The sequence below is a fragment of the Micromonospora sp. LZ34 genome (genome assembly GCF_052981855.1).
In genome coordinates this window covers 82180-105941 of the sequence record NZ_JBRIQN010000012.1, presented here as the reverse complement: position 1 = coordinate 105941, position 23762 = coordinate 82180, and the positions used below count along the sequence as shown (strand labels likewise).

Below are 23762 nucleotides of genomic sequence, written 5' to 3'. Positions count from 1 at the left end.
CTAGCGCAACCACGACAGGTGTTGTACTGTCTGCATCCACGACATCAGTAGTGATTGGGAGATCCGCTTGCGCAAGCTCGTGTACTACGTCGCCAGCACCCTCGACGGCTTCATCGCCGCCCCCGACGGGTCGGCCGACTTCATCCCGCTCGACCCGGAGACGCTGGCCCACCTCGCCGAGTCCTGGCCGCAGACGTTCCCGACGTTCACCCACCCCCAGTTCGGCATCGACCGGCCGCAGGGCCGCTTCGACGCGCTGGTGATGGGCCGCGCCACCTACGACCCCGGGCTGAAGATCGGCGTCACCAGCCCGTACGCCCACCTCAAGCAGTACGTCTTCTCCCGCTCGCTGCCCCCGGCCGCCGAGCCCGAGGTGGAGATCCTCGACACCGACCCGGTGGAGTTCGTCCGCGAGCTGAAGCGCCAGCCGGGCGGAGACATCTGGCTCTGCGGCGGCGGCGACCTGGCCGGCCAGCTGCTGCCCGAGGTGGACGAGCTGGTGGTCAAGCTGAACCCGATCGTGGCCGGCAGCGGCGTCCCGCTGGTCAGCCGGGAGTTCGACCCGCACCGCTTCACCCTGCTCGACGCCCGGCCGCTCGCCACCGGGGTGGTCGTCCTGCACTACGCCCGCCCGCAGACGACGGACGGGACGCCCGGCGCGGCGGCCGCCTCGTGACAGGCGGGCCGGGCACCGGTTACCGGCAGCGCCGCCGCTGCCGGTAATCGGCTTGCCCGCCGGTCCCGACCTCGACCACGGTGGACCGGTGGAGAGCCTGACGACGACCCGGATCGGCTGGGCCGACCTGCCCGGCCACGTACGCGCCGAGGTCGAGCGGATCCTCGGCGACCGGGTCGTCGAGGCGGTGTCGCAGCCGGGCGGCTTCTCCCCCGGCACCGCCGACCGGGTCCGCACCGCGGGCGGGCGGCGGGCCTTCGTCAAGGCGGTCAGCCCGGCGCAGAACGACGTCAGCCCCCGGCTGCACCGCGCCGAGGCCCGCAACACCGCCGCGCTGCCCGGGCCCGCGCCGACGCCGCGGCTGCTCGGCTGCCACGACGACGGCACCTGGGTGGCGCTGGTGCTCACCGACGTCGACGGCCGGCACCCGGTCACCCCGTGGCGGGCCGACGAGCTGACCGCCGTGCTCGCCACCCTGGAGACGCTGGCCGCCACGCTCACCCCGAACCCGGTGCCGCACGCGCCGACCGCCACCGAGCACCTGGCCTACGACTTCACCGGCTGGCACCGGATCGCCGCCGACCCGCCCCCGGGGCTGGACCCGTGGGCGGCCGGGCACCTGGCCGAACTCTGCGCCGCAGCCGAACGGGGACTCGCCGCGCTCGACGGCGACACGCTCTGCCACGCCGACCTGCGCGCCGACAACCTGCTGCTCGACGCGGCCGGCGCGGTGACCGTGGTCGACTGGCCGTGGGCCTGCCGCGGACCGGCCTGGCTGGACACCGCGCTGCTGCTGGTCAACGTCCGGCTGCATGGCGGGCACGACACCGAGGCGCTGCTGCGCCGGCTACCGCTCACCGCCGACGTCGACCCGGACGCGCTGACCGGCGTGTACGCCGGCCTGGCCGGCTTCTTCGTCGACGGGGCCCGGCGGCCGCCGCCGCCCGGCATCCCCACCGTCCGGGCGTTCCAGCAGGCCCAGGCCGACGCCCTGCTGCCCTGGCTGGCGCAGCGGCTGTGCTGAGCCGTGTCGGTGGCCGGGGTTACCGTCCCGCACGGAGGCCGGCCGCACGGACACCGCCGGCCGCGGGACAGGTCGCAGACCGCGAGGAGCCGACACGATGGACGACGACGACATTCCGAGGGCGGCTGGCGCCCCGGCCCGCGGGGTGTTGGCGGAGGCGGGCTGGACCCGGCTCTCCCAGCTGACCGGTGTGACCGAGCGGGAGCTGCTGGCCCTGCACGGCGTGGGCCCCAAGGCGGTCCGGGTGCTGCGCGCGGCGCTGCGCGAACGTGGTCTCGCCCTGGCCGGCGACGCCGACCACTGACCGTCCCGGTCGCCGACCGGCGCGGGTGGCCTCCACCGGCGGTTATCGGACGTCGCGTCGGCGACGAGGCGTCCGATCGCCGCCAGACGGAAGGCACCGTCGGCTTCCATGATCGAGTCATGACGAACCCGTTGAACGGAAAGGTCGCCCTGGTCACCGGTGGTGCCCGGGGCATCGGTGCCGGCATCGCGCTGCGCCTCGCGCAGGACGGCGCCGACGTGGCGATCACCTACCAGCACAACGCCGACCGGGCGGCGGTGGTGGCGAAGCAGGTCGAGGCGCTCGGCCGGCGCGCGCTGGCCCTCCAGGCCGACAGCGCCGACCCGGCGGCGGTGCGCGCCGCGGTCGACCGTACGGCCGCCGAGCTGGGCCGGTTGGACATCCTGGTCAACAACGCCGGGGTGTTCCTGGTCGGGCCGGTGACCGAGCTGGGCCCCGACGAACTGGAGCGGACGATCGCGGTCAACGTCCGCGCCCCGTACGTCGCGGCGCAGGCGGCCGTGCGGCACCTGACCGCCGGCGGCCGGATCATCAACATCGGCAGCAACGTCGGGGAACGCGCGGTCTTCCCCGGGCTGTCGCTGTACTCGATGAGCAAGACCGCGCTGGTCGGTTTGACCCGGGGCCTGGCCCGGGAGCTCGGGCCGCAGGGCATCACGGTCAACCTGGTCAACCCCGGGCCGACCGACACCGACGCCAACCCGGCCGACGGGCCCAACGCGGCGGCGATCGCCGGCTTCACCGCGCTCGGCCGGTTCGCCGAGCCGGCCGAGATCGCCGCCACGGTGGCCCACCTGGCCGGCGCCGACGCCGGCTACCTGACCGGCGCGGTGGTCAACGTGGACGGTGGCTTCACCGGCTGACCGGGGCGGCGGACGGTCGACCGCGGCACCCGGGCGCGGTGGCGCACAGCCGCCGTGCCCGGGCTCGACCGGGCGGCGGCGTCTCGGCTGGCCAGGAGCGGACCGATCATCGGGTCAGGCGGGCGGGTGGGCCGGATGGGTCAGGAACGGCAGCACGGCCGCCGGCAGCGCCGGCGAGCGGACGATGTCGTAGTGGGTCAGCCCGGGCAGCACCGCCAGCCGGGACGCCGGGCGGCCGGCCCCGTCCCAGCCGGCGTCCCGGTGGCCGCCGCCGAGCAGCCCGAAGAACTCCGCCACGTGCGCGGTCGGGATCGAGTCGGCGTCGGCGAAGACCAGCAGCGTCGGTACGGTCAGCGCGGCCACCTCCGCCGACCAGTCGTACTCGCGCCGCAGCAGGTCACCGGACTTGGCCCAGAGTTTTGGCCAGTCCTCGGGGCTCGGCGCGATCCGCGCGTAGAGCAGGTGCGGCGGGGTGCCCCGCATCCGCTCGCCGACCTGCTCGTCCTGCTCCGCCATCGCGGCCAGCACCTCGGGAAACCAGCCCTGCCGCCGGCACGGCGCGGAGACCACCACCAGCCGGCGCACCAGCGCCGGATGCTGGATCGCGGTACGCAGGGCCATCCCGCCGCCCAGCGAATAGCCCAGCAGGTCGGCCTCGGCCAGCCCGAGGTGCCCGAGCAGGGCCGCGACGTCATCGGCCAACGACTCGTAGCGCAGCGGGCGGTCGACGTCGGCGGTGCGCCCGTGGCCCTGCAGGTCGACGCCGATCACCCGGCGCCGCTCGGCCAGCGCCGGCAGGATCTCGGCGAACATCTCCACCGCGCCGTAGCCGCCGTGCAGCAGGACCAGCGGCCGACCGGTGCCGTGTGACTCGTACCAGAGCCGCAGCCCGTTGACCTCCGCGTAGCTCACGTCGCCCCCCGTCGTCGCCCGTCCCGATCCAACACCAGGCGGACGACACCGACGGACGGTTCGCGTCAGTGACCCCGCTAGCCGCCGAGGTGCGCCAGCGCGGCCCGGGTGCTCTCCGGGGCGGCGGGCAGCAGCGGCAGCCGTACCGCCGGGGTCGGGATGCGGCCCTGCGCGTGCAGGACGGCCTTGACCACCGCGGGGTTGGGTTCGGCGAACAACGCCCGCGACAGCGCCGCGAGCCGGTGACCGAGCGGCCGGGCGCGGGCGACGTCGCCGCCCCGCCACGCGTCGAGCAGCGCGACGAACTCGGCGGTGGCCAGGTGCGCGGAGGCGAGGATGCCGCCGTGCGCGCCGAGGGCGAGCAGCGGCGCGATCACCGCGTCGTCGCCGCCGAGCACCGCGACGTCGGGGGGCACGTCGGCCAGGAACGCCGTGGTGTCCGCGTCGATCCCGGCCGCCGCGTACTTGATCCCGACGACGCCGGGCACCCGGACCAGCCGCCGCAGGGCGTCCGCCGACAGGCACTGCCCCGTCCGGTACGGAACGTGGTACGCCACCAGCGGCACCGGGCTGACCCGGGCCAGCTCGGCGAAGTGGGCGAGCACTCCCGCCTCGCCGGGGCGCACGAACGGCGGCACCAGGCAGAGCGCGGCGGCCACCTCGGGCCGGTCCGCCAGCGCGCGCAGCGACTCGGCGGTGCTGGCGCCGACCAGCAGCGACGCCGAGCGTTCCCGGCACACCGCGGCGACCACGTCGACCACCTCCCGGCACTCCGCCCCGGTCAGCGAGGCGGGTTCTCCGGTGGTGCCGAGGGCGACCACACCGGCGGCGCCGGCGTCCAGCACCTGCCGAGTGAGCGCGGCGAGGGCGTCGGTGGCCACCGCTCCGGAGTCGTCGAACGGGGTGATCAGCGGGACGTAGAGGCCGGTCGGTGTCATGCCTCCATCCTGGGCCGGATGACCGTGCAGGACCAGTTCAGATTCCTGAACGGAAACGTAAGCTGAGCTGATGCTCGACGTCCGCCGCCTGCGGCTGCTGCGTGACCTGGCCCGGCTCGGCACGATCGCCGCCGTCGCCGAGGCCCACGCGTACACGCCCTCCGCCGTCTCCCAGCAGCTGGCGGCGCTGCAACGCCAGGCCGGCGTACGCCTGCTGGAACGCGCCGGCCGGCGGGTCGCGCTCACCGCCACCGGGCAGGCGCTGGTGGGGCACACCGAGGCCGTCCTCGCCGCCCTGGAGGCGGCGGACGCCACCCTGGCCGCCGCCCGGGCCGGCCTGTCCGGCGCCGTACGCATCGGCGCGTACCCCAGCGCCGTCCGCACCCTGCTGCCGGCGGCCCTGGTGGCGCTGACCCGCGACCACCCGGCGCTCGACCTGATGGTGACCGAACTGGACCCGGTCGCCGTGCCCGCCGCGCTGCGGGACCGGCGGCTCGACGTGGCGCTCCTGCACGACTACGACATCGCGCCGGTAGAGCCGGACCCGGCACTGGAGTCGACCGCACTGCTGGACGAGACGGTGTACCTCGCCGTGCGGGCGGAGCCCGGTCACCGCGCGGACGGTGAACCGCTGGCTGCCGCCCGCGAGGCGGACTGGATCGTCGGCAGCCCCGGCACGCTGTGCCACACCGTCGCCCTGCTCGCCTGCCAGCTGGCCGGCTTCCGCCCCACCGTGCGCCACCACGCCGACGACTTCACCGCCGTGCTCGCCCTGGTGGCCGCCGGCCAGGGGGTCGGCCTGGTGCCGGAACTCGCCGTCGGGCAGCCGCTCCCGCAGGTACGCCTGGTGCCGCTGGACATCCGGCGGCGCACCCGGGTGGTGTACCGCAAGGGCGGGGCCGACCACCCGGCGGTGGCCGCCTTCGTCCGGGCGCTGCGGGTCGCCACCGACGACTTTCTCGCCGGCGGACCGGCAGAATGGCCGACGTGACGGGACCGACCCGACCGGCCGGAGGATCGCCGGTGGACATCGAGCCGTGGAGCGCGGCGCGGGTGGTGTCGGCCGCCGACCCCGCCGGACGGCCGCCGGCGCTGGACTACTACGTGATCCTCGCCGGCGGCCGGCCGCCGGGCGCTGTCGAGGGGATCGTCGTCGAGGAGTTCGTCCGCAACGACGACTGGTCGACCTCGGGACTGCGCACCGCGGGGTGGACCGCCGCGGACGGCCACTGGTGGAGTTCCGCCGCCTTCAGCCGCGGCATGCGTACCGATCCGGAGCTGCGCGAGCGGGTGACGCCGGTGGACCGCCGCGTCGCGGACGCCGTCCACCGCCGGCTCGGCGCCAGGCACCTGCCCACCGGACCGGTGCTCCGCACCCACTTCCGCGACCACGAGGTGTTCGCCACCGCCGCGCCGCTGCGGCTCGGCCCCGCCGACCCGCCCGCCGGATGCCACGAGCGACGGGTCTACCGCGTCCTGTTCGCCAAGGACCTGCCCGACGACCGGCTGGCGGGCCTGGCGGCCCGTTGGGGGCGGGTCGCCGGCGACGCCGGGGCTCAGGGGATGCCCGCCGGCCGGCTGCGGAGGGGCGCGGACCGGTTCAGCTGGCAGCTGCGCCGGGTCGGCCGGACCATCGCCTGGTGCCTCGACCTGACCGTCCTGCTGGCCACCGCCGACGACGGCACCGTCGGGCCCGTGCTCCGGGAGCTGACCTCCGCCGTACGCGAGCACGGGTTGATCCCCGTGACGACCGAACGCTTCGCCTGACCGTCGTCCCGCAAGGAGTGCCAGTGCCGTACGTGTTCCTGCTCGCGGCCATCGCCGCCGAGGTCTTCGCCACCAGCACGCTCAAGGCGACCGACGGCTTCAGCCGGCTCTGGCCCACCGTCGCCTGCCTGACCGGCTACCTGGTCTCCTTCGTCGCCCTGTCGCAGGCGGTGAAGGACATCCCGGTCGGCGTCGCGTACGCCCTGTGGTCGGCCCTCGGCACCGCGGCGATCGTGGCCATCGGCGCGGCGTTCCTCGACGAACCGATCACGGTGGTCAAGGTCGTCGGGGTCAGCCTCATCATCGCCGGGGTCGTGACTCTGAACGTGGGCGGGGCGACGAGCCACTGACCGGGTCACGGGAGGTCGACGAGCTGCGGCGGCACCTCGCACCTCAGCCCCACCGAGTTCATCCGGTCGATGAGCGGACGGCCGTCGACGGTCGGCACGACGAAGTGCGGCTCACGGCCGGCGGCCAGCTCGACGGCGTACCGCTCGCGGGCCTCGACCAGGGTGTCCCAGTCGGCCAACCAGGCGGTTGTCGGATGGTCGTCCGCCAGCAGGTCACGCCCGACACCGCGCACCTGCGCCACCATGGCGGCCACCGCGGCGTTCTGCTCCCTGATGGAGCGGACCTTCGCGTCGACGGCGGCACCGGGCGCTGCGGCCTTCGCCGCCACGGCGGCGCGCATGGTGGCGCAGGCGCTCTCCGCCACCTCGCTGACCGGCGGATTGTCGATCAGCTCGGGGCGGTCGTGGTTCGCGTACGTCCAGAGGCCGGCGCAGAAGACGACGATGCCACACACCGCCAGCACGGCGACCGCGACGGCACCGCCGACCCAGGCCACCGCCGGGCCGCTCCTGCCGCGGGCCGCACCGGGGTGCTGCGGTGGGAACGCGGGCGGATGCGTCACCCCTGCATCGTGTCGCGCAGGTCAGGCCCCCGCCACCCGTGTTCGGTGGCAGAACGGCGACGAGCGGTTCGCACCCGTCGCCGTTCCGCGCGCCCTACCGGCGCGGGTCCGCCCCGGCGACGCCGTACCGGTGCGTCTCCCCCTCGGGCTGATCGGTGTGCCACCGGGTCAGACCGGCCTTCTGCAACACCCGCACCGAGGCGACGTTGGCCGGCTCGACGTCCCCGGCGAGGGCATGCTGAAGAAGCCGGTGGCCCTCGGCCCACCGGCGTGACCGGCGAGCTGTGGTGGGCGCGGTCGGCGGCGTCGCTGTCAGGGCGCTGCCTCGATCATGATGCTCACCTGGTCCCCGAGCTCGCGGAAACCGAGCCTGCGGGCAAGCCGGCGGGACGGCTCGGGGCGTGCGCGCCACTGCGGTAGCAGGTGATTCCGGAGCGCCTCCGCCACCGCTGCGGCGGCCACCGCGGCGGCCAGCCCTCGACGGCGGTACCGGGTACCGGTCAACACGCAGAGGTGGGCGACGGAGCTGGGCCACCGGCGGTAACCCGCCGCCGCTGCCACCCGATCGTGTTCCCGGACGACGAACACCGGCGACGTGATCTCGTCGATCCCGCTCTCCGCGGCCTCGTCCTCGGGGACCTCCGAGAGCAGCCCGTGGAGGTCCGGGTGGCCCGCTGGCAGGACCGCGGTGCCGGTCGCGCCGGGCACCGGCCGGAACTCCCGTTCGTCCAGGTAGGCCAGAGCGGCCGGCCCGAGGACGTCCAGGACTCCGGCGACCCCGCGCCACCGGTCGGCCGCAACGGCCGCGCGGACCGGCCCGCCGGTGAGCGATGCGCGCAGGAACCGGGCGCTGGCCCGGTCCGGCGCGGTGGCGATACCGGCGTCACCCAACACCACGATGCCCGCCCACGCCGGCGGGCACAGCCGCGACTCCGCCGCCACCACCACCCGCACGCCGGACGCGGGGAAGCTGGTCGCCACGCTGGCGAGGTCCACCCAGAGATCCTGAGCACGGCGCAACAGGGTCGCAGGAGCCATCGACGCATCCTCCCCGGCCGCCCGCCCGCCGGCCACCGACTTCCGCGCCCCTGACCGACGTCGCCTCGAAGCCCGACCGGTCGCCGACGGCAGCGGATCGTGGCGCCCCCGTCGGCGCTGGCTAGATTCGGTGCATGCGCACCATCACCAGCGACCGCCTCCTGCTGCGCCCCTGGCGCGACGACGACGCCGATTTCCTCCTGGATCTCGAGTCGCGCTGGGAGGTCGTACGCTTCCTGGGCGCGCATCCCACGACCATGCGCACCCGCGAGGACGCCCTCGCCTCGATCAAGCGCCGGCGCGCCGTCGACGACCCGATCCACGGGATCTGGGCCATCACCACCGCGGAGGGGCGGCTGGTCGGCAACCTCCTGCTCAAGCCGATTCCCCGGTCGGCCGGCGAACCGTCCGCCGGGCCGGACGAAGTCGAGATCGGCTGGCATCTGCATCCGGACGCCTGGAGACACGGCTGCGCCACCGAAGCCGCGGCGGCCGTCCTCGACGACGCGTTCAGCCGTGGGCTCACGAGGGTCATCGCCGTCACCGATCCCGAGAACCACGCCTCCCAGGCCGTCTGCCGGCGGCTGGGCATGACGCGGCTGGGCCGTACGACGAGGTACTACGACAGCCCGCACGACCTGTTCGAGAAGCTGCCCGGCTGACCGGCCGCACCGCTGCGGTCGCGCCGGCGGCGGGCCTCATCCGCCGGGCTCGGCATCGCTGCTCGACGCGCCCACGTCGGCACCCGACGATGTCGCGTGCGCTGCCGGGCGTTCCGGCTGCCGTCGAATACTCGGCTGCGGTGACGCCGGCTCACCCCTAGGCTCCCGTTCGACGGGCCGGTAAGGCGTCCTGTCGGCAACGGTCAGCGGATCGGAGATGAGCAGAGGGATGACCTGTCAACTTTTCGCGGTCAGCTTCGCTGCGAGCCAACCTCTGCGTCTCGCGCAGTTCTGGTCCGGGGTCCTGGGTCGGGACCTGGCCGATGATCCAGACGACGGTGTCGCGCTCCTGCCCAGTGACGACACCGGGTTCCGAATCCGCTTTCTTCCGACTCAGGAGCCGAAGGTCGGCCAGAACCGAATGCACTTCGATCTGACGAGCGCATCCCTGGAGGACCAGCAGCAGACGGTGGCCAGGGCGCTGGAACTTGGCGGACGGCACATCGACATCGGCCAACGCCCGGAGGAGGATCATGTGGTGCTCGCCGACCCCGACGGCAACGAGTTCTGCGTCATCGAGCCGGGCAACAAGTTCCTTGCCGACTGCGGATTCATCGGAGCGCTGTCCTGCGACGGTTCCCAGGAAGTCGGGTACTTCTGGAGCGAAGCGCTGGGCTGGCCGCTGGTCTGGGATCAGGACCAGGAGACCGCGATCCGTTCACCGCTCGGCGGCCCGAAGATCACCTGGGGTGGTCCGCCGCTGATGCCGAAGACCGGCAAGCAGCGACTGCACTTCGACCTCGCTCCACCTGTCCACGGTGACCAGCAGGCAGAGGTGGACCGCCTGCTCTCGCTCGGGGCGACCCGGATCGACATCGGCCAGGGCGAAGTCGGCTGGGTGGTGATGGCCGACCCCGACGGCAACGAGTTCTGCGTGTTGACGCCCCGGTAGCCGGGGTCCGGCGGGCGTTTACTCGCAGGTCGCGGTTCCTTTCGCGTTGCAGCTCCGTCAGCCGTGTGTGCGCTGTCAGAGCGGCCGACCTCTCGGAGTTGGCGCAGGTCGTCAGGGGTTGAGGAGGACCTTGATGGCGCGGCGTTCGTCCATGGCCCGGTAACCCTCGGCGGCCTGGTCAAGAGGGAGCGTGAGGTCGAAGACCTTGCCCGGGTCGATCTGCCGGTTCCAGATCAGGGCGATCAGCTCGGGCAGGAAGCGACGCACCGGAGCGGGGCCACCGTGCAGGTGCACGTGGGAGAAGAACAGCTCCTCGCCCGGCAGCTCCACCCCGTGGGCGACGCCGACGTAGCCGACGTGACCGCCGGCACGGGCGGACCGGATGGACTGCATCATCGACTCCTGGGTGCCGACCGCCTCGATGACCGAGTGCGCGCCGAGGCCGTCGGTGAGGTCCCTGATCCGTGCGACACCCTCGTCACCGCGCTCGGTAACGATGTCCGTCGCACCGTAGTGGATCGCGAGTTTCTGGCGGGGCTCGTGCCGGCTGACCGCGATGATCCGTTCCGCGCCGAGCTGCTTCGCCGCCAGCACGGCGAGCAGACCGACCGCACCGTCGCCGACGACCGCGACTGTCTTGCCCGGTCCGACCTGGGCCGCCACGGCCCCGAACCAGCCGGTGCCGAGCACGTCGGAGGCCGCGAGCAGGTCCGGGATCAGGTCATCCGAGGGGATCTCAGGCGTTGCGACGAGGGTGCCGTCGGCCAGCGGCACACGCAGGTACTCGGCCTGGGCGCCGAGTCCACCGACCGGCTCCCGGTGGATGCACGAGCTCTGGTAGCCGGCGCGGCAGATGGGGCAGGTGTTGTCGGAGGCGAAGAAGGAGCCGACGACGAACTGGCCGGGCTTGACGTTCTTGACCTCGCTGCCGATCTCCTGGACGACGCCGACATACTCGTGGCCCATCGGGGACGGCCCGCTGACCGCTTCGACGCCGCGATACGGCCACAGGTCCGAACCGCAGATGCAGGTGGCGGAGAGACGGATGACCGCGTCGGTCGGGACAAGGATCCGGGGATCCTCGCGCTCCTCCACCCGGACGTCGCCGGGGGCGTGCAGAACAGCACCACGCATGAGGTTCTTCCTTTCCGAGGTCTGGCCGCGACGCGGCGGCTATCCGCTCCGCATACCCCGGCAGGGCGTGGGATTGCCACCATCTGCGGAGCAACCCGGTAAGCGGACGGTCGCGGGCACCCCACCGGCGCTGCGGCCAGCGGTTCCGTTCATCGCCATCCAGCAAATCCCGGCAAAGCCTGTTCAGGGAGTTTCTGCTGAAAGGTGTACCGGCAGGGCACCCCGCCGACGAGCCGCGACACGTACGGTCGAGGCGTGGACAACCGCACGGAGATCCGCGAGTTCCTCGTCTCGGATTCCGCCAAGATCAGCCTGGAGCATGCTGGCCCGGCCGCCGACTGATGGTGATGGGTGGGCGCGGCAGGTTTCGAACCTGCGACCCCTCGCTTGTAAGAACTGCCCGCTTCGTCCAGCGGCGTCCGTACGCGTCCGTGACCTCGGGCTACGATCCACGCCCGGTCGCCGCCGGCTGTCCTCGTCTCGGGCCGTCGCTGTCGCCGTTGCTGTCGACAGCGGTTATGGGAGGCGCACCAGCCTGGGCAGCCGAAATGAGAGCGACAGCCCGGGCGCCTCGACCGAAGCCTGGCCGGGCCACGGTCGTAGGTCAAAGAAACAAGTAGCCGAGATCGGCGCATCAGTGTGTGAGAGATGCGGCGCGTTGGGAAGCTTCGATAATTCGTTGCTCGCTTGTCGGAGGCGGCCGTCCGGCACGCACTCGGCGCGCCGGGTGCGGGTCCGGCCCGTAGCAGCGGGTGAAGGGGATAAATGGCTTGCACAGGCGCCGGGCTGAGAGTTTGACTGCTCGCCATGCCTTTCCCCTCACCGATCTTCGTTGCGGGTACGGGTCGTTCGGGAACGTCACGGATCGCCGACATCATCGGCGAACATCCGCTGATCCATCGGATTCCCATGGAGACCCGGTTTCTCATCGACCCGGGTGGCCTGCGGGACCTGGCCGACGCGCTCACCGATCGATACGACCCCACCGTCGGTGAGGACGCCCTGCACCGGCTGAGCGACTTCCTCACCGTACGAGTGCCCGGCCGGCGCGACGATCGCGGCAAAACCGTTCCCGAGCTGGTCGGCGAGCGGCGCTACCGCGACGCGGTGCAACAGCTCTGGCCGCAGTTGATCGCGTACACATACGACGAACCTGCGCCCGCGGAAGGCTTCGGGAACGCCGACCGGCCTGCCGGGCCGTTCGAGCCGCTGAGCCGCCGGCGGGTACTACCCAGGTATTTCAGCGACCGGGGCGAACTGCTCGGAATCTTGCGGGGCCTGATCGACACCATGTTCGGCGGAGCAGCCGCCGACGCGGGCAAGCCGACCTGGTGCGAGAAGACACCGTTCAACCTGCTGTGCATGGAGTTCCTCTGGGAACTGGTCCCCGAAGCGACCATCGTGCACATCAAGCGTCACCCGGTCTCAGTGCTCGCGTCCCACCTGGCCCAGCCATGGGCACCGCCCACCGTCGACGGCGCGCTCGCCTACCTCAAGCCGGTCTACCACCGATGGCTCACCTGGAAGAACACGGTCGACCTGACGGGCAGGCGATACATCGAGGTGAAAGCAGAAGATCTCGCAGCCGACTGGCCCGGGCAGCGCCGCGCCCTGTTCGAACGGCTCGACGTCGACGACTTCGCCACCCCTTCAACGTTTCAGTCGCACAAGCTGACGAACCGCAACGACCAATTCGACGACGAAACCCGCGAGTTCATCGAAGAAGCACTCGGCAAGGTCATCCCGGCCGTGGGATATGAGTGACGGCTCTGGCTCTCCATCTTGACGACGCCGCATCGCGCCCCTCGAACGCCCGATAAACGCTGCTTCAGCCGAACCGCATCGCAGACCACTCGTTCCTAACTTTCCGGTCGACATGGCCATGCTGTCACCGCCGCCAACGCCGACCAGCAGCTCGCCACCCTGATGCAGCCGCAGACAGCTCAACAACCTGACCCAGTTGGTAGACAAGATCGTCTAGCCGGATTGTCACCCACGTCCCGAGACCGATCTGTCATGCACGTCCTGAGACCCGACATGTAGTGACGAGCAGCGATGGACCTCCGGACCGCTCGGCGATGCGGCTGTCCGTGCTTCGTCGCGACGAGGCAGCCGGTCAGGCTCAGGCAGAGAACCAAGCAATGCCGCCAAGTCGCCATGCGCGAGGGGAAGGCCGCCCAGACCGTTGATCCCGACCCATGCGATGTCGTCATGCTCGTCAGGTGCACGGTTGGTGGGAGAGCCAACCCAGTCTCCAATTTGCCAGACGCCCACGTGAACGGCGTCCTCACCACTGCCGGCATGCCAGTCGCCCAACCGTGAAGCGGACTCCGCCACAATGTGAACATCGAGCTCCTCGCGCATCTCACGCGCGAGGGCTTGTAGTTCTGACTCACCCGCTTCGACATGCCCCCCGGGCAGATCCCAGAGATCTGGGTATGCCCGGCGGGTCGGGCTGCGGTGTACTAGCAGGACCGCGCCGTTTTCAACGAGTGCGCCTGTGACGACGACATGCACGACGGGATTAGAGCACAGGGATAGGACAAGCTCGCTCCAGCCAAAGGAGACGCGCAGACGTCCGGATCTGCCGCTGATCGCGCGTCTCGACCGGCGTCGAGGATCGCATGCCCCAGCGATAGGCGGCACGCCAGTTACGCACCGTGACAGCCGAGCCCGGAGAGAGCCGGCCAACTGTCACCCTTCAAGTGAAGTCGATGACGGATCAAGTGGAGCCCGGCATCGCCGGCAGCCGGCCGGATCGTACGTCTGTTCGACTAGATTGTTGCCGGTGGAGGTGCAGGGGCGCTGGTGGAAGGGGTCGTGGGATCGCATGGCCCGGCGGGACCGACGGTCGGCACTGGCGAGTGCGAGGCCGCCTCGGTGGTGACGGGGGCAGGAAGTCTCGTACGACTTCGCGGACGAACCGCTGCCCGCTCGATCGTCGACCGGATGATGAAGACGTCGGCCGGCACCTGGCGGGATCTCACGGAGGCGATCCGGCAGGAGTCCAACCGCCGGCGGACTCACTAGCTAAGTGCCGACCCGCCGGGGCTCAAGTCGTCCCGTCCCCGGCCCGGTCAACTGCCAGAACTCCTGCGGCAACTGGTCGACAAGGTCCCCGTACTCCTTCGCGCTGGCCGACTCACGAAGGGTATCCAGCACGGCCTGTGCTCCGTCGGTGGCCACCTGGCGATCCACCCCGGCCCGTGACTGCACCCGTTCGAAGAACTCGGCGAGCCCGAACCGTTCCGGATCTTCGGTGGGCCTACCCACCAGACCTCGTAGCTCCTCAGGGAGCTGAGAGGCGAGGTCCCTCGCCTGGCCACCAGTGATCCGTTCTGCCAACGTCTCGAGCGTGGCGCGGGTGATCGGTTCCGCCTGCCCCGGCGGAACCTTCGGTCGCGCTGCCACGGACTGGATGAACTCGGTGTAGTCCACCTCGGATCCCCTCTCGAACCGGATTGCGGCGGGTACCCGCGCCCGCCGGGGTGAAACGGCGGTTCGCCCGCCCTCAGCCGCGGGGGGTGGCGGAGGGCGGTGGGTGATCCGGCGGGTCACCCGAAACTGGTACAGGCCGGCGCTGGTGACGGCGTCGAAGACGGGCAGGAGGAGGATGGCGAGGCCGACCAGCGGCGCCACCAGGTGGCCGACCACCCCCGCCAGGACGTACAGAACGACCCCGGCGAGGGCCCGGAACCGCTCGACGCGGAAGAACCCGTCCTTGACCTGTTCCTTCGGCAGGTCGGGGTTCCGGGCCAGGTAGTGGTAGAACGCCAGCCAAGTCGCCCACAGCAACGCGCCGATCAGCGCGTAGAAGGCGATGGCCACACGCTGGTCCGCGTTGTCGTGCTCCTGCAGCGCGTGCGACACGACGATGGTCGGAAACGGCAGCAGCGCCGTGGTGAACAGCACGAACAGGTTCATCCAGTGCAGGCCGCGATCGACCTGCTGGATGCGGTTGAACGCCGCCTTGTGGTTGAGCCAGACGACGGCCACGTACGAGTAGGACGCGAGATACGCGACGTACGCCGGCCACTGGCTGAGCAGTCCGGACAGGAGGCGGCCGGGCGGGACGTTCGGCACCCGGAGGTCCAGGACCAGCAGCGTGATGATGATGGCGAAGATGGCGTCGCTGAACGCCACGGCACGGCTGGTGTCCGATCGGGAGCCAAGGTCCGTCTCTGGCCCGCCTACCGAGCGTGCCTACCCAGGGGCGCCCGCGGGAAACAGCCGGGCACCGCCGCCCAAAATGCGAATCAAGAGCGCAGTTCATGAACTAGGGGGCCTTAGCGGGAACGCTCCCGCCCGTAGGCGGTCAACGGCAGGCGTCTGCCCGGACGTGCACACCGCACCACGGCGGCAGGTCGGCCGCCCACACCCGCCAGCCGCCGGCGTCCCGCCGAGTCTCGAACCGCCACGGCTGACCGCTGAGGTTGACCTGTTCGTTCCACCAGACCGCATGGACCTGGGCGGTCACCGTCGCACGGTCGTCGGCCTGGTCCTCAACGTCGATCGGTCCAACCACTTCAAGCTTCGACGGAACATTCCCGCGTTCCATCTCGCCGCGGTACTCACGCCACTGCCGCAGCAGCTCGTCACGACGCCTGCGGCCAGCACCCGCGACAAGCGATCCGCTCTTCGCTGCTCATCTGGAGCACGTACACGTTCACGGCCGCCTCCGGCGTTGCCTCACCTCGCTCTGCTTCCGCCTGCCGTAGGACGGCCCACGACACGGGCACTGCTACGACCCCGGTACACAGCACGGCCACGAGCGAGAGAACCACCCACGGCCAATGGCGCAGCGATCGCACCAACGGTCCGCCGCCGCACCTGGTCCAGGCCATCGCTCGACACGCCCACGTCGATGTCACGTTGAAGATCTACGCCCACACCAACCTTGACGCGATGCGGGCGGTGGTGAAGCGTCTTGATGACCAGTTGGGCTGAGATTCGTCGCTGCTACATGCGCTGCTACAACGAGACGGGGCGCCTGATCTTGTGATCGGCTCCGCTGCTGGTCAATCGTGGTGGGCGCGGCAGGTTTCGAACCTGCGACCCCTCGCTTGTAAGGCGAGTGCTCTCCCACTGAGCTACGCGCCCGGAACGCCCGTACGGCGGGCCGGAGGTTGGCTAGCTTACCCTGCCCTCCGCCGGCCCGGTCGCACGGCGTGCCCGGCCGGTCAGCCGGCGGCGGCCTCGGCCAGCGCCTTGCGCCAGCCCTGCTGGTCGCGCGCCTCGCCCGGCCCGTTGAGCTCGGCGAAGCGGACCACGCCGGCCTTGTCGATCACGAACGTGCCGCGGTCGGCGAACCCGGCGGTGTCGTTGAACACGCCGTACGCCTGGGCGACCGCGCCGTGCGGCCAGAAGTCGGCGAGCAGCGGGAACTGGTAGCCCTCCCGGTCGGCCCAGACCTTGTGGCTGTAGACCGAGTCGACGCTGACGGTCAGCACCTGGACGTCGTCGTTGACGTAGTCGTCGAGGTTGTCGCGCACCTCGGCCAGCTCACCCTGGCAGGTGCCGGTGAACGCGAGCGGATAGAAGACCAGCAGGACGGTGCGCCGGCCGCGGAAGGCCGAGAGCCGCACCTCCTGGTTGTTCTGGTCCTTCAGCACGAAGTCCGGCGCCTCGGCGCCCACCTCGATCGGCATGCCAGCTCCTCGGGTCGAAGTCGGGGACGCACCCAGATTGTCACCCCCGGCGGGTGGCCGCCGGGCGTGGGGTGGGGCGGCTACTTCCGGCCCTTGGCGCCGCGGCGCAGGACGAGCCGGGCGCCGCTCCAGTCCCGGCCGGCGTTGACCGTCGAGGTCTGCTGGAGGCCGGCCGTGGGTGCGGACTCGGCGATCTCGCTCGGCTCGACGTGCCCCTCGCGCCCCGCCTTGGGCGTGAGCAGCCACACGACACCGGTGTCGGCCAGCGGGCCGAGGGCGTCGACGAGGAGCTCGAAGAGATCACCGTCGCCGTCGCGGTACCAGACCAGCACCGCGTCGACCACCTCGTCGGTGTCCTCGTCGACCAGCTCTCCACAGCGGTCCGTCAGGGCGTCTCGGAGATCCTGGTCGACGTCGTCGTCGTACCCCATCTCCATGACGACCATCCCCGGCTCGATTCCGAACCGGTCCGCCAGGCTGCGTACCCCGTCGGCGGCCTGACCAGCGGTCGCGCTCACTGTCGCGTGCCTCCTCATCTCATCCCTGCTGGCGACGTCGTCGACGCCGTCAGGCAAAGTCCACACAGTTGTGGCTCCCTGCGCAAGTGGCGCACCGGGTGGAACGGAATTTACCGTGCCAGGAGCGTACGGGCACCCTGGGTAATGGCTTCCTCGGAGACCAGAACCTGACGTGCCGCCGGACCTAATGGTACAAACGAGTCAACTCCGGCAACTCGTCGCGCCGCCCCGACATATCCGGCATCGACCAGAGCGGCGATCACCCCCTCGCCGACCCCGCCGGACCGGCGGGTCTCGTCCACCACCAGCACCCGGCCGGTCGCGGCCGCCTCCCGGATGATGTCCGCCACCGGCAGCGGGGCCAGCCAGCGCAAATCCACCACCCGGGTGCCGATCCCCTCGTCCGCGAGGATCGCGGCCGCGCGCAGCGACATCCGTACGCCGTTACCGAAGGTGATGATCGTGACGTCCTCGGCCGAGCCGACGCCGTAGACCCGGGCCCGGCCGATCGGCACGTGCCCGCTCGCCCAGGCGCCCGGCTCCGGATAGCCGGCCAGCCACTCCCCGTCGCCCTCGGCGTACAGGTCGCGGGTGTGGTAGAGCGCGATCGGCTCCAAAAAGACGCAGACGCTGCCGTCCACCGCCGCGCTGGCCAGGCAGGTCCGCAGCATGGGCGCGGCGTCGTCCGGCCGGGCCGGCACGGCGATCACCAGGCCCGGCACGTCCCGGAGTACGGCCACCGAGTTGTCGTTGTGGAAGTGCCCGCCGAAGCCCTCCTGGTACGCCAGCCCGGCCACCCGCACCACCATCGGGTTGCGGAACGCCCCCTGCGAGAAGAACTGCATGGTGGCCGCCTCGCCCCGCAACTGGTCCTCGGCGTTGTGCAGGTACGCCAGGTACTGGATCTCCGGCACCGGCAGCATCCCGGCCAGCCCGGCGCCGAGCCCGAGCCCGAGCACCGAGGTCTCGTCGAGCAGCGTGTCGAAGACCCGGGCCGCCCCGAACCGGTCCCGCAGCCCCTTGGTCACCCCGTACACCCCGCCCTTGGCGGCCACGTCCTCACCGAAGACGGCCATCTGCGGGTGGTCGAGCATCCCGTCGGCGAGCGCGGCGTTGATGCTCTGCGCCAGGGTCAACGGCCCGGCCAGCTCGGGCGGCTTCCCGCCGAACGACTCCGCCCGCGCGGCCGCACCGGGGCCGCTGGCCCGGGCCGCCGCGTCGGCCACCGCCCGGGCCACCCGGACCTGGCGGCGGGGCGCCAGCGGGGCGACCACCTCGGCCGGCGCGGTGAGCTTCGGCTCGTCGAGCACCTCCTCGGCGATCCGGCGCACCCGCCAGCCGATCTCGTCGTACCGGGAGAGCAGCTCCGCGCCCGTGGCGACACCCGCCCGCACGAGCAGCCGCGCGGTGCCGACGACCGGGTCCCGGTCCAGGTCGGCGGCGATCTCCTCGGCCCCGCGGTACGCGGTCTCGACGTCCGCGCCGGCGTGCCCCATCAGCCGCACGGTGGACAGGTGCAGCACCGCCGGCCGCCGGTGCCGGCGCACCCAGGCGGCCGCCTCCGCCGCCACCTCGTACGCCCGCACCAGGTCGCCGCCGTCCGCGGCGAAGTAGCGGATCCCCGGCCTGGCCTGCAGCGTCGTGGCCACCCAGCCCTTCGGCGAGCGGACGCTGATGCCGAGCCCGTTGTCCTCGCAGACGAAGAGCACCGGGATGCGCAGGCCGGTGTGGTCGTACCAGCCGGCGGTGTTGAACGCGGCGGCGGCGCTGGCGTGGTTGACCGACGCGTCGCCGAAGGAGCAGACCACGATGGCGTCCGGCGGCCAGAGCGCGTGCGCGGCGCCGCCGCCGCTGCCGATCCGCACCCCGGCGCCGTTGCGCCGCCCGGCCATGTCCAGCCGGCGCAGCCGCTCCACGGCCAGCCCCATCCCGACGGCGCGCGGCAGGTGCGAGGCGATGGTCGAGGTGGTGGGCACGACCGCCAGGTCGGCGCGGCCGAAGACCTTGTGCCGGCCCCCGGCGATCGGCTCCCGGGCCGAGGCGACCATCCCGCGCAGCACGTCCCGGGCGGCCTCGGCGTACCCCCGGGCGAACGGCCGGTCCGGGACGGGCCCGGCGGTCTCCTCCCCGACGGCGGGATCGTCGGCGTCCTGGTCGGCAGGGGCGGCCGCCTCCTCGCGGGCCGGCCCGGTGGCGTCCGGGCCGTCGGCCGACGTCGGGGCGGGACCGGTCGCGCTGGCCTGGGCGGCCCGGACGCAGTAGAACGCCCCGGAACGGTAGTGCAGCAGCGCCGGGTCGCTGGCCCGCAGGGCGGCGGCGACCGCGGCGTTGCCCTCGTGGCCGGCCGAACCGATCGTGTAGAACCCCTCGCCGAAACTGCGCAGCCAGCGTCCGGCGAGGTCGAGCTGCCGGCTGGTGACCTGTGCGTCGAACAGGTCGAGCGCTTGCGCGCCGGTCAGCGCCGCGCCGTCGGCGACCGGCTCTGCCGGGTCACGCCGCTGCTCGGGGGCGGCCAGCGCGGCCAGGGTCTCCCGGAGCCGGTCGTCGAGATCTTGCGGGGTGGTCACGTCCGACAGCATTACCGACGAGGGGCCGGCTCGCCCAGTCGGACACGAACCACGCGGGTTGGCTCAGTCGGTGCCGCACGCCTCCGGGCAGCCGCCGTCGGAGACCTTCCAGACCAGGTCACGCAGGGTGGACAGCTCGTCGGTGGTGAGCCCGGTGAGCAGTCGGGAGTCGGACATCACCTCGTGCACCCGCTGCCGCATCCGGCGCCCGGCCTCCGTCACCACCAGGGTCTTCTGCCGCCGGTCGGCCGGGTCCACCCGGCGCTGCACCAGCCCGGCCTGCTCCAGCTTGTCGACCAGGGCGGTGACGTTGGACCGGTCGCAGCGCAGCTGCTCGGCGAGATCGCGGGCGGGCAGCGGCCGGTCGGGGTCGAGCTCGTGCAGGGCCCGGGCGACCGCCGGGGTCAGCCCCAGCGCGGCGATCTCGACGTCCTGGTAGTGCCGCATGGCGGAGGCGATGTGCATGATCCGTCGCACCGCGTCCCCGGCCAGCCCGGAGCGCCGGCCCAGCTCCGGCTCGGTGGAGGGAACGGTGCTCTGCGCCATGCCTCACATCCTACTTTCCAGCCGATAGTTTAGTACCTCTACTATCGAGCAGCTCACGCAAATCGTGTGGGCGAACTCAGGAGGAAGAACCTCATGTCCGACTTCTCGGTCCTCGCCATCTCCGGCAGCCTGCGCGACGCCTCGTTCAACACCGCCCTGATCCGGGCGGCCCAGCGGCTCGCCCCGCCCGGGCTGACCATCGAGCGGTACGAGAACCTGGCCGCCGTCCCGCCGTTCAGCGAGGACCAGGAGGCACAGCCGCCGGCGCCCGTGCTCGACCTTCGGCAGCGGATCGCCGCGGCGGACGCGCTGCTCATCGCCACTCCGGAGTACAACTACGGGGTGCCCGGAGTGCTGAAGAACGCGCTCGACTGGGCGTCCCGACCGACCTTCCCGGTCACCGCCTGGGTGTCGCCGCTGGCGCACAAGCCGGTGGCGATCATGGGCGCCGCGCCGACCGGGATGGGCACCGTCAGGGCTCAGCTCCAGCTGCGGCAGCTCTTCCTCTGGACCGACTCGGCCGTGGTCAGCAAGCCGGAGATCATCGTCACCAACGCGCACGAGAAGCTCGACGTCGACGGCACGGTCAAGGACGCCACCACCGAAACCCTGCTGCGCGGCCTGCTCGACGCCCTGGTCACCCGGATCCGGATCACCGAGCTGGCCGCCGCCGCCTGACCCACCGCCGTCGCCGCACCAACCGCGCCGGCCGCACCGGCCCCGTGGCCGGATGGTGCTCGATCCGGGAAGTGGTGGCCTCGGCGCACGTCCGAGGCCACCACTTTCACGATGTCGCGCGATCGTGCCGCGGCGGCCAGTCGCGCCGGCCGGTCGGCGACGCGGTCGCCGGCGGGGCGGCCGCTCGCCGCGCGGTGGGCGGCCACCGCGCCGGTCACCAGGAGCGCGGCCGTCGCGGTGGCGGCCGTTCCCGGTGGCCCGGCCAGGTGGAGCCCGCCGAGGACGGTGACGCCCAGCACGGCGGCCAGCAGGGTGCCGGTGGAGACCAGCGCGGAGAGCGCGGCCGCCGCGGTGACCGGCACGGTGCCGGCCAGCCGGGCGACCAGTGGACTGAACGCCGCGGCGTGCGCGGCGCCGCCCACCAACAGCAGGGCGCCCGCCGCCGGCCACGGCCAGCCGTCCCGGGACAGCGCGTCGACCGACAGCACCACCACGGCCAGCACCGGCAGGCCGGCCACCGGGAGGACGTCCCGGCAGCGCCGCGGCAGCCGCGGCACGCTCAGACCGCAGAGGGCGAACCCGGCGGCGTACGGCAGGAAGGCCAGCCCGGCGACGAGGGCGCTGAGCCTGACCCGGTACCGCAACCGGCTGCGGGTCGGCCGGGCGATGGACCTGCTGGCCGGGGGCGCGAGCCCGGCGGAGACGCGGCCGAGCTGGGCTTCGCCGACCAGGCCCACCTCACCCGGACGGTCCGCGCCCACCTCGGGCACACCCGGGGCCGGCTGCGCCGGCTGCTGCGTGACGGCTGACGCCGGACACCCGGGCGGGGACTGCTGTTCGACCAATGGCGAGGACGGCGGCCCCCTGCCCGTCACCTGATGGTCATTGACGCTCGCGACGCTTCCCGGGTCGAGAAATCGGACCCCGGGGAGGAAACCGTGGCACTGTCCCGACGTACCGTCCTGGTCACCGGCGCGGCGCTCGGCGCCGCCGGCGCGGTGACCGGCCTGACCACGGCGGCGAGCGCGAGCGCGTCCGGCCCGCTGCGCCAGGACCCGTTCACCCTCGGGGTGGCCTCCGGCGACCCCGGCCACGACGGATTCGTGCTCTGGACCCGGCTGGCGCCGCAGCCGCTCGCCGAGGACGGCCTCGGCGGCATGCCGGACCGGGTCGTCCCGGTGCAGTGGGAACTGGCCGCCGACGAGCGGTTCCGGCACGTCGTGCGGCGGGGCGTGGCCTGGGCCCGGCCCGGGTCGGCGCACAGCGTGCACGTCGAGTTGGACGGGCTGCTGCCCGGCCGGGAGTACTTCTACCGGTTCCGGGCCGAGGGGCACCTCTCCCCGGTCGGCCGCACCCGCACGGCGCCCGCGCCCTGGAGCATGCCGGCCGCCCTGGCCATGGGCTTCGCCTCCTGCTCCCAGTACGAGCACGGCTACTTCACCGCCTACCGCCGGCTGGCCGAGACCGAGCCGGAGCTGATCCTGCACCTGGGCGACTACCAGTACGAGTACGCGCCGGACACCTACAACGTGCCCGGCGGCAACCCGCGCGACCACCAGGGCCCGGAGACCCGGACGCTGGCCAACTACCGGCAGCGGCACGCCCAGTACAAGACCGACGCCGACCTGCAGGCCGCGCACGCCGTCGCGCCCTGGTTGGTGGTCTTCGACGACCACGAGGTGGAGAACAACTGGGCCGACGAGACGCCGGAGGCGGCGGACCCGGACTTCCTCGCCCGGCGGGCGGCCGCCTTCCAGGCGTACTACGAGAACATGCCGCTGCGCCGCACCTCGATCCCGCGCGGCATCGACATGCAGCTCTACCGGCGGGTCCGCTGGGGTCGGCTGGCCACCTTCCACATGCTCGACACCCGGCAGTACCGCGACGACCAGGCCTGTGGCGACGGCTACCGGAACTGTGCGGCGGCCGCCGACCCGAGCCGCTCCATCACCGGCGCCGACCAGGAGGCCTGGCTGCTGGACGGCTTCCGCCGCTCCGACGCCCGCTGGGACATCCTCGGCCAGCAGGTCTTCTTCGCCCAGCGGGACAACAACGCCGGGCCGCTGACGGTCACCAGCATGGACGCCTGGGACGGCTACGTCGCCTCGCGCGACCGGATCACCCGCGGCTGGCTGGCCGCCGGGGTGCGCAACCCGGTGGTGCTCACCGGGGACGTGCACGCGCACTGGGCCAGCGACCTGAAGCTGGACTACGCCGACCCGACCTCCCGGACCGTCGGCACCGAACTGGTCTGCTCCTCGATCACCTCGGGCGGGGACGGGGCCGACTCGGTCACCGGCTCGCACCCCTGGCTGGCGTTCAACCCGCACCTGCGGTTCCAGAACAACCTGCGCGGCTACGTCCGCACCACGATCACCCCGGCGCAGCTCACCGCCGACTTCGACGTGCTGCCGTACGTGAGCCGGCCGGGCGCGCCGGCGCACACCCGGGCGCGGTTCGTCATCGAGGACCGGGTGCCCGGCCTGCACCTGACCGCGGACAACCCGCTGCCGGCCGCCGCCGCGCGCAGTTCGGCGGCCACCGACGAGGGCCGGCGGACGGTGGAGGCCGAGACCGTCCGCCCCTGACCACCCGCGCCGACGCGGCGCACGATCACGGAGG

The 23762-nt window shown here is 72.5% G+C and carries 25 protein-coding genes and 1 tRNA gene; 13 read left to right on the top strand and 13 right to left on the bottom strand.

The window, feature by feature from the left end:
- Nucleotides 1-67 precede the first annotated feature (67 nt).
- The 4 genes from ACVCAH_RS15850 (at nucleotide 68) to ACVCAH_RS15835 (ending at nucleotide 2867) form a co-directional block, all read left to right on the top strand.
- Nucleotides 68-676 carry a dihydrofolate reductase family protein gene (locus ACVCAH_RS15850; RefSeq protein ID WP_447136889.1) on the top strand — a complete coding sequence of 203 codons (609 nt, stop codon included), beginning with the start codon at nucleotides 68-70 and terminating at the stop codon, nucleotides 674-676.
- 88 nt (nucleotides 677-764) lie between these two features.
- On the top strand, nucleotides 765-1700 hold the full coding sequence (locus tag ACVCAH_RS15845; protein WP_447136888.1) for an aminoglycoside phosphotransferase family protein: 936 nt from the start codon (nucleotides 765-767) through the stop codon (nucleotides 1698-1700).
- Nucleotides 1701-1797: 97 nt separating this feature from the next.
- Nucleotides 1798-2004, top strand: a complete 207-nt coding sequence (locus ACVCAH_RS15840) for a DNA-binding protein (protein ID WP_447136887.1) — start codon at nucleotides 1798-1800, stop codon at nucleotides 2002-2004.
- 119 nt (nucleotides 2005-2123) lie between these two features.
- Nucleotides 2124-2867, top strand: coding sequence for an SDR family oxidoreductase (locus ACVCAH_RS15835; protein ID WP_447136886.1), 744 nt, complete (start codon nucleotides 2124-2126; stop codon nucleotides 2865-2867).
- 114 nt (nucleotides 2868-2981) lie between these two features.
- On the opposite strand, the gene ACVCAH_RS15830 is transcribed toward ACVCAH_RS15835, so the two are convergent.
- Nucleotides 2982-3779, bottom strand: a complete 798-nt coding sequence (locus tag ACVCAH_RS15830) for an alpha/beta fold hydrolase (protein ID WP_447136885.1) — start codon at nucleotides 3777-3779, stop codon at nucleotides 2982-2984.
- A gap of 77 nt (nucleotides 3780-3856) precedes the next feature.
- A complete protein-coding gene (locus ACVCAH_RS15825) occupies nucleotides 3857-4717 on the bottom strand; it encodes a dihydrodipicolinate synthase family protein (protein ID WP_447136884.1) in 861 nt (286 codons plus the stop codon).
- A gap of 70 nt (nucleotides 4718-4787) precedes the next feature.
- Here ACVCAH_RS15825 and ACVCAH_RS15820 point away from each other — a divergent pair, with 70 nt between their 5' ends.
- From ACVCAH_RS15820 to ACVCAH_RS15810, 3 genes are read left to right on the top strand one after another with little or no spacing between them, the layout of a single operon-like run.
- Nucleotides 4788-5708 (top strand): LysR family transcriptional regulator, encoded by a 921-nt coding sequence (locus ACVCAH_RS15820; protein WP_447136883.1) that lies wholly within the window; start codon nucleotides 4788-4790, stop codon nucleotides 5706-5708.
- Nucleotides 5705-6484 carry a hypothetical protein gene (locus tag ACVCAH_RS15815; protein ID WP_447136882.1) on the top strand — a complete coding sequence of 260 codons (780 nt, stop codon included), beginning with the start codon at nucleotides 5705-5707 and terminating at the stop codon, nucleotides 6482-6484. The genes ACVCAH_RS15820 and ACVCAH_RS15815 overlap by 4 nt, the downstream gene beginning before the upstream one ends.
- A 23-nt stretch (nucleotides 6485-6507) precedes the next feature.
- Nucleotides 6508-6834 carry a DMT family transporter gene (locus ACVCAH_RS15810; RefSeq protein WP_447136881.1) on the top strand — a complete coding sequence of 109 codons (327 nt, stop codon included), beginning with the start codon at nucleotides 6508-6510 and terminating at the stop codon, nucleotides 6832-6834.
- A 5-nt stretch (nucleotides 6835-6839) separates the two neighbouring features.
- Here ACVCAH_RS15810 and ACVCAH_RS15805 read toward each other — a convergent pair whose 3' ends face one another.
- Both ACVCAH_RS15805 and ACVCAH_RS15800 read right to left on the bottom strand, forming a co-directional pair.
- The gene (locus tag ACVCAH_RS15805; protein WP_447136880.1) at nucleotides 6840-7397 is read right to left on the bottom strand and encodes a hypothetical protein; all 558 of its coding nucleotides are present in this window, start codon (nucleotides 7395-7397) and stop codon (nucleotides 6840-6842) included.
- A gap of 312 nt (nucleotides 7398-7709) precedes the next feature.
- Nucleotides 7710-8435 carry a GNAT family N-acetyltransferase gene (locus ACVCAH_RS15800; protein ID WP_447136879.1) on the bottom strand — a complete coding sequence of 242 codons (726 nt, stop codon included), beginning with the start codon at nucleotides 8433-8435 and terminating at the stop codon, nucleotides 7710-7712.
- A 134-nt stretch (nucleotides 8436-8569) separates the two neighbouring features.
- On the opposite strand from ACVCAH_RS15800, the gene ACVCAH_RS15795 reads away from it, so the two are divergent.
- Both ACVCAH_RS15795 and ACVCAH_RS15790 read left to right on the top strand, forming a co-directional pair.
- Entirely contained in the window at nucleotides 8570-9097 is a 528-nt protein-coding gene (locus ACVCAH_RS15795; protein WP_447136878.1) for a GNAT family N-acetyltransferase, read from the top strand.
- Nucleotides 9098-9314: 217 nt separating this feature from the next.
- Nucleotides 9315-10049 carry a VOC family protein gene (locus ACVCAH_RS15790; RefSeq protein WP_447136877.1) on the top strand — a complete coding sequence of 245 codons (735 nt, stop codon included), beginning with the start codon at nucleotides 9315-9317 and terminating at the stop codon, nucleotides 10047-10049.
- A gap of 111 nt (nucleotides 10050-10160) precedes the next feature.
- Here the strand turns inward: ACVCAH_RS15790 and ACVCAH_RS15785 are convergent, their stop codons facing one another.
- Nucleotides 10161-11183: a zinc-dependent alcohol dehydrogenase family protein gene (locus ACVCAH_RS15785; RefSeq protein ID WP_447136876.1), complete on the bottom strand. Its 1023-nt coding sequence runs from the start codon at nucleotides 11181-11183 to the stop codon at nucleotides 10161-10163.
- Between the two features lie 204 nt (nucleotides 11184-11387).
- On the opposite strand from ACVCAH_RS15785, the gene ACVCAH_RS15780 reads away from it, so the two are divergent.
- Nucleotides 11388-11525: a hypothetical protein gene (locus ACVCAH_RS15780; RefSeq protein WP_447136875.1), complete on the top strand. Its 138-nt coding sequence runs from the start codon at nucleotides 11388-11390 to the stop codon at nucleotides 11523-11525.
- 465 nt (nucleotides 11526-11990) lie between these two features.
- Complete coding sequence (locus ACVCAH_RS15775; RefSeq protein ID WP_447136874.1) at nucleotides 11991-12947, top strand: sulfotransferase family protein; 957 nt, start codon at nucleotides 11991-11993, stop codon at nucleotides 12945-12947.
- Nucleotides 12948-13172: 225 nt separating this feature from the next.
- Here ACVCAH_RS15775 and ACVCAH_RS15770 read toward each other — a convergent pair whose 3' ends face one another.
- The 8 genes from ACVCAH_RS15770 to ACVCAH_RS15735 form a co-directional block, all read right to left on the bottom strand.
- Complete coding sequence (locus ACVCAH_RS15770; protein WP_447136873.1) at nucleotides 13173-13700, bottom strand: NUDIX domain-containing protein; 528 nt, start codon at nucleotides 13698-13700, stop codon at nucleotides 13173-13175.
- Between the two features lie 513 nt (nucleotides 13701-14213).
- Nucleotides 14214-15326, bottom strand: a complete 1113-nt coding sequence (locus ACVCAH_RS15765; protein ID WP_447136872.1) for a DUF2267 domain-containing protein — start codon at nucleotides 15324-15326, stop codon at nucleotides 14214-14216.
- A gap of 172 nt (nucleotides 15327-15498) precedes the next feature.
- On the bottom strand, nucleotides 15499-15660 hold the full coding sequence (locus ACVCAH_RS15760) for a hypothetical protein (RefSeq protein WP_447136871.1): 162 nt from the start codon (nucleotides 15658-15660) through the stop codon (nucleotides 15499-15501).
- A gap of 548 nt (nucleotides 15661-16208) precedes the next feature.
- Nucleotides 16209-16283, bottom strand: a tRNA-Val gene (locus ACVCAH_RS15755).
- A gap of 80 nt (nucleotides 16284-16363) precedes the next feature.
- Nucleotides 16364-16831, bottom strand: coding sequence for a peroxiredoxin (locus tag ACVCAH_RS15750; protein ID WP_447136870.1), 468 nt, complete (start codon nucleotides 16829-16831; stop codon nucleotides 16364-16366).
- Between the two features lie 80 nt (nucleotides 16832-16911).
- Nucleotides 16912-17349 carry a DUF3052 domain-containing protein gene (locus tag ACVCAH_RS15745; RefSeq protein WP_447136869.1) on the bottom strand — a complete coding sequence of 146 codons (438 nt, stop codon included), beginning with the start codon at nucleotides 17347-17349 and terminating at the stop codon, nucleotides 16912-16914.
- A 110-nt stretch (nucleotides 17350-17459) separates the two neighbouring features.
- On the bottom strand, nucleotides 17460-19928 hold the full coding sequence (locus ACVCAH_RS15740) for a thiamine pyrophosphate-dependent enzyme (protein WP_447136868.1): 2469 nt from the start codon (nucleotides 19926-19928) through the stop codon (nucleotides 17460-17462).
- Between the two features lie 51 nt (nucleotides 19929-19979).
- Nucleotides 19980-20462 carry a MarR family winged helix-turn-helix transcriptional regulator gene (locus tag ACVCAH_RS15735; RefSeq protein ID WP_447136867.1) on the bottom strand — a complete coding sequence of 161 codons (483 nt, stop codon included), beginning with the start codon at nucleotides 20460-20462 and terminating at the stop codon, nucleotides 19980-19982.
- Between the two features lie 93 nt (nucleotides 20463-20555).
- Here ACVCAH_RS15735 and ACVCAH_RS15730 point away from each other — a divergent pair, with 93 nt between their 5' ends.
- Together ACVCAH_RS15730 and ACVCAH_RS15725 are read left to right on the top strand one after the other, a co-directional pair.
- Nucleotides 20556-21140 (top strand): NADPH-dependent FMN reductase, encoded by a 585-nt coding sequence (locus tag ACVCAH_RS15730; RefSeq protein WP_447136866.1) that lies wholly within the window; start codon nucleotides 20556-20558, stop codon nucleotides 21138-21140.
- Between the two features lie 938 nt (nucleotides 21141-22078).
- On the top strand, nucleotides 22079-23728 hold the full coding sequence (locus ACVCAH_RS15725) for an alkaline phosphatase D family protein (protein ID WP_447136865.1): 1650 nt from the start codon (nucleotides 22079-22081) through the stop codon (nucleotides 23726-23728).
- Nucleotides 23729-23762: the final 34 nt, after the last annotated feature.

Coding starts and splice junctions, on each gene's coding strand:
- ACVCAH_RS15840 (WP_447136887.1), top strand. CDS start 1,798: ATGGACGACGACGACATTCCGAGGGCGGCTGGCGCCCCGGCCCGCGGG.
- ACVCAH_RS15835 (WP_447136886.1), top strand. CDS start 2,124: ATGACGAACCCGTTGAACGGAAAGGTCGCCCTGGTCACCGGTGGTGCC.
- ACVCAH_RS15825 (WP_447136884.1), bottom strand. CDS start 4,717: ATGACACCGACCGGCCTCTACGTCCCGCTGATCACCCCGTTCGACGAC.
- ACVCAH_RS15820 (WP_447136883.1), top strand. CDS start 4,788: ATGCTCGACGTCCGCCGCCTGCGGCTGCTGCGTGACCTGGCCCGGCTC.
- ACVCAH_RS15800 (WP_447136879.1), bottom strand. CDS start 8,435: ATGGCTCCTGCGACCCTGTTGCGCCGTGCTCAGGATCTCTGGGTGGAC.
- ACVCAH_RS15795 (WP_447136878.1), top strand. CDS start 8,570: ATGCGCACCATCACCAGCGACCGCCTCCTGCTGCGCCCCTGGCGCGAC.
- ACVCAH_RS15790 (WP_447136877.1), top strand. CDS start 9,315: ATGAGCAGAGGGATGACCTGTCAACTTTTCGCGGTCAGCTTCGCTGCG.
- ACVCAH_RS15785 (WP_447136876.1), bottom strand. CDS start 11,183: ATGCGTGGTGCTGTTCTGCACGCCCCCGGCGACGTCCGGGTGGAGGAG.
- ACVCAH_RS15775 (WP_447136874.1), top strand. CDS start 11,991: ATGCCTTTCCCCTCACCGATCTTCGTTGCGGGTACGGGTCGTTCGGGA.
- ACVCAH_RS15750 (WP_447136870.1), bottom strand. CDS start 16,831: ATGCCGATCGAGGTGGGCGCCGAGGCGCCGGACTTCGTGCTGAAGGAC.
- ACVCAH_RS15740 (WP_447136868.1), bottom strand. CDS start 19,928: ATGCTGTCGGACGTGACCACCCCGCAAGATCTCGACGACCGGCTCCGG.
- ACVCAH_RS15735 (WP_447136867.1), bottom strand. CDS start 20,462: ATGGCGCAGAGCACCGTTCCCTCCACCGAGCCGGAGCTGGGCCGGCGC.
- ACVCAH_RS15730 (WP_447136866.1), top strand. CDS start 20,556: ATGTCCGACTTCTCGGTCCTCGCCATCTCCGGCAGCCTGCGCGACGCC.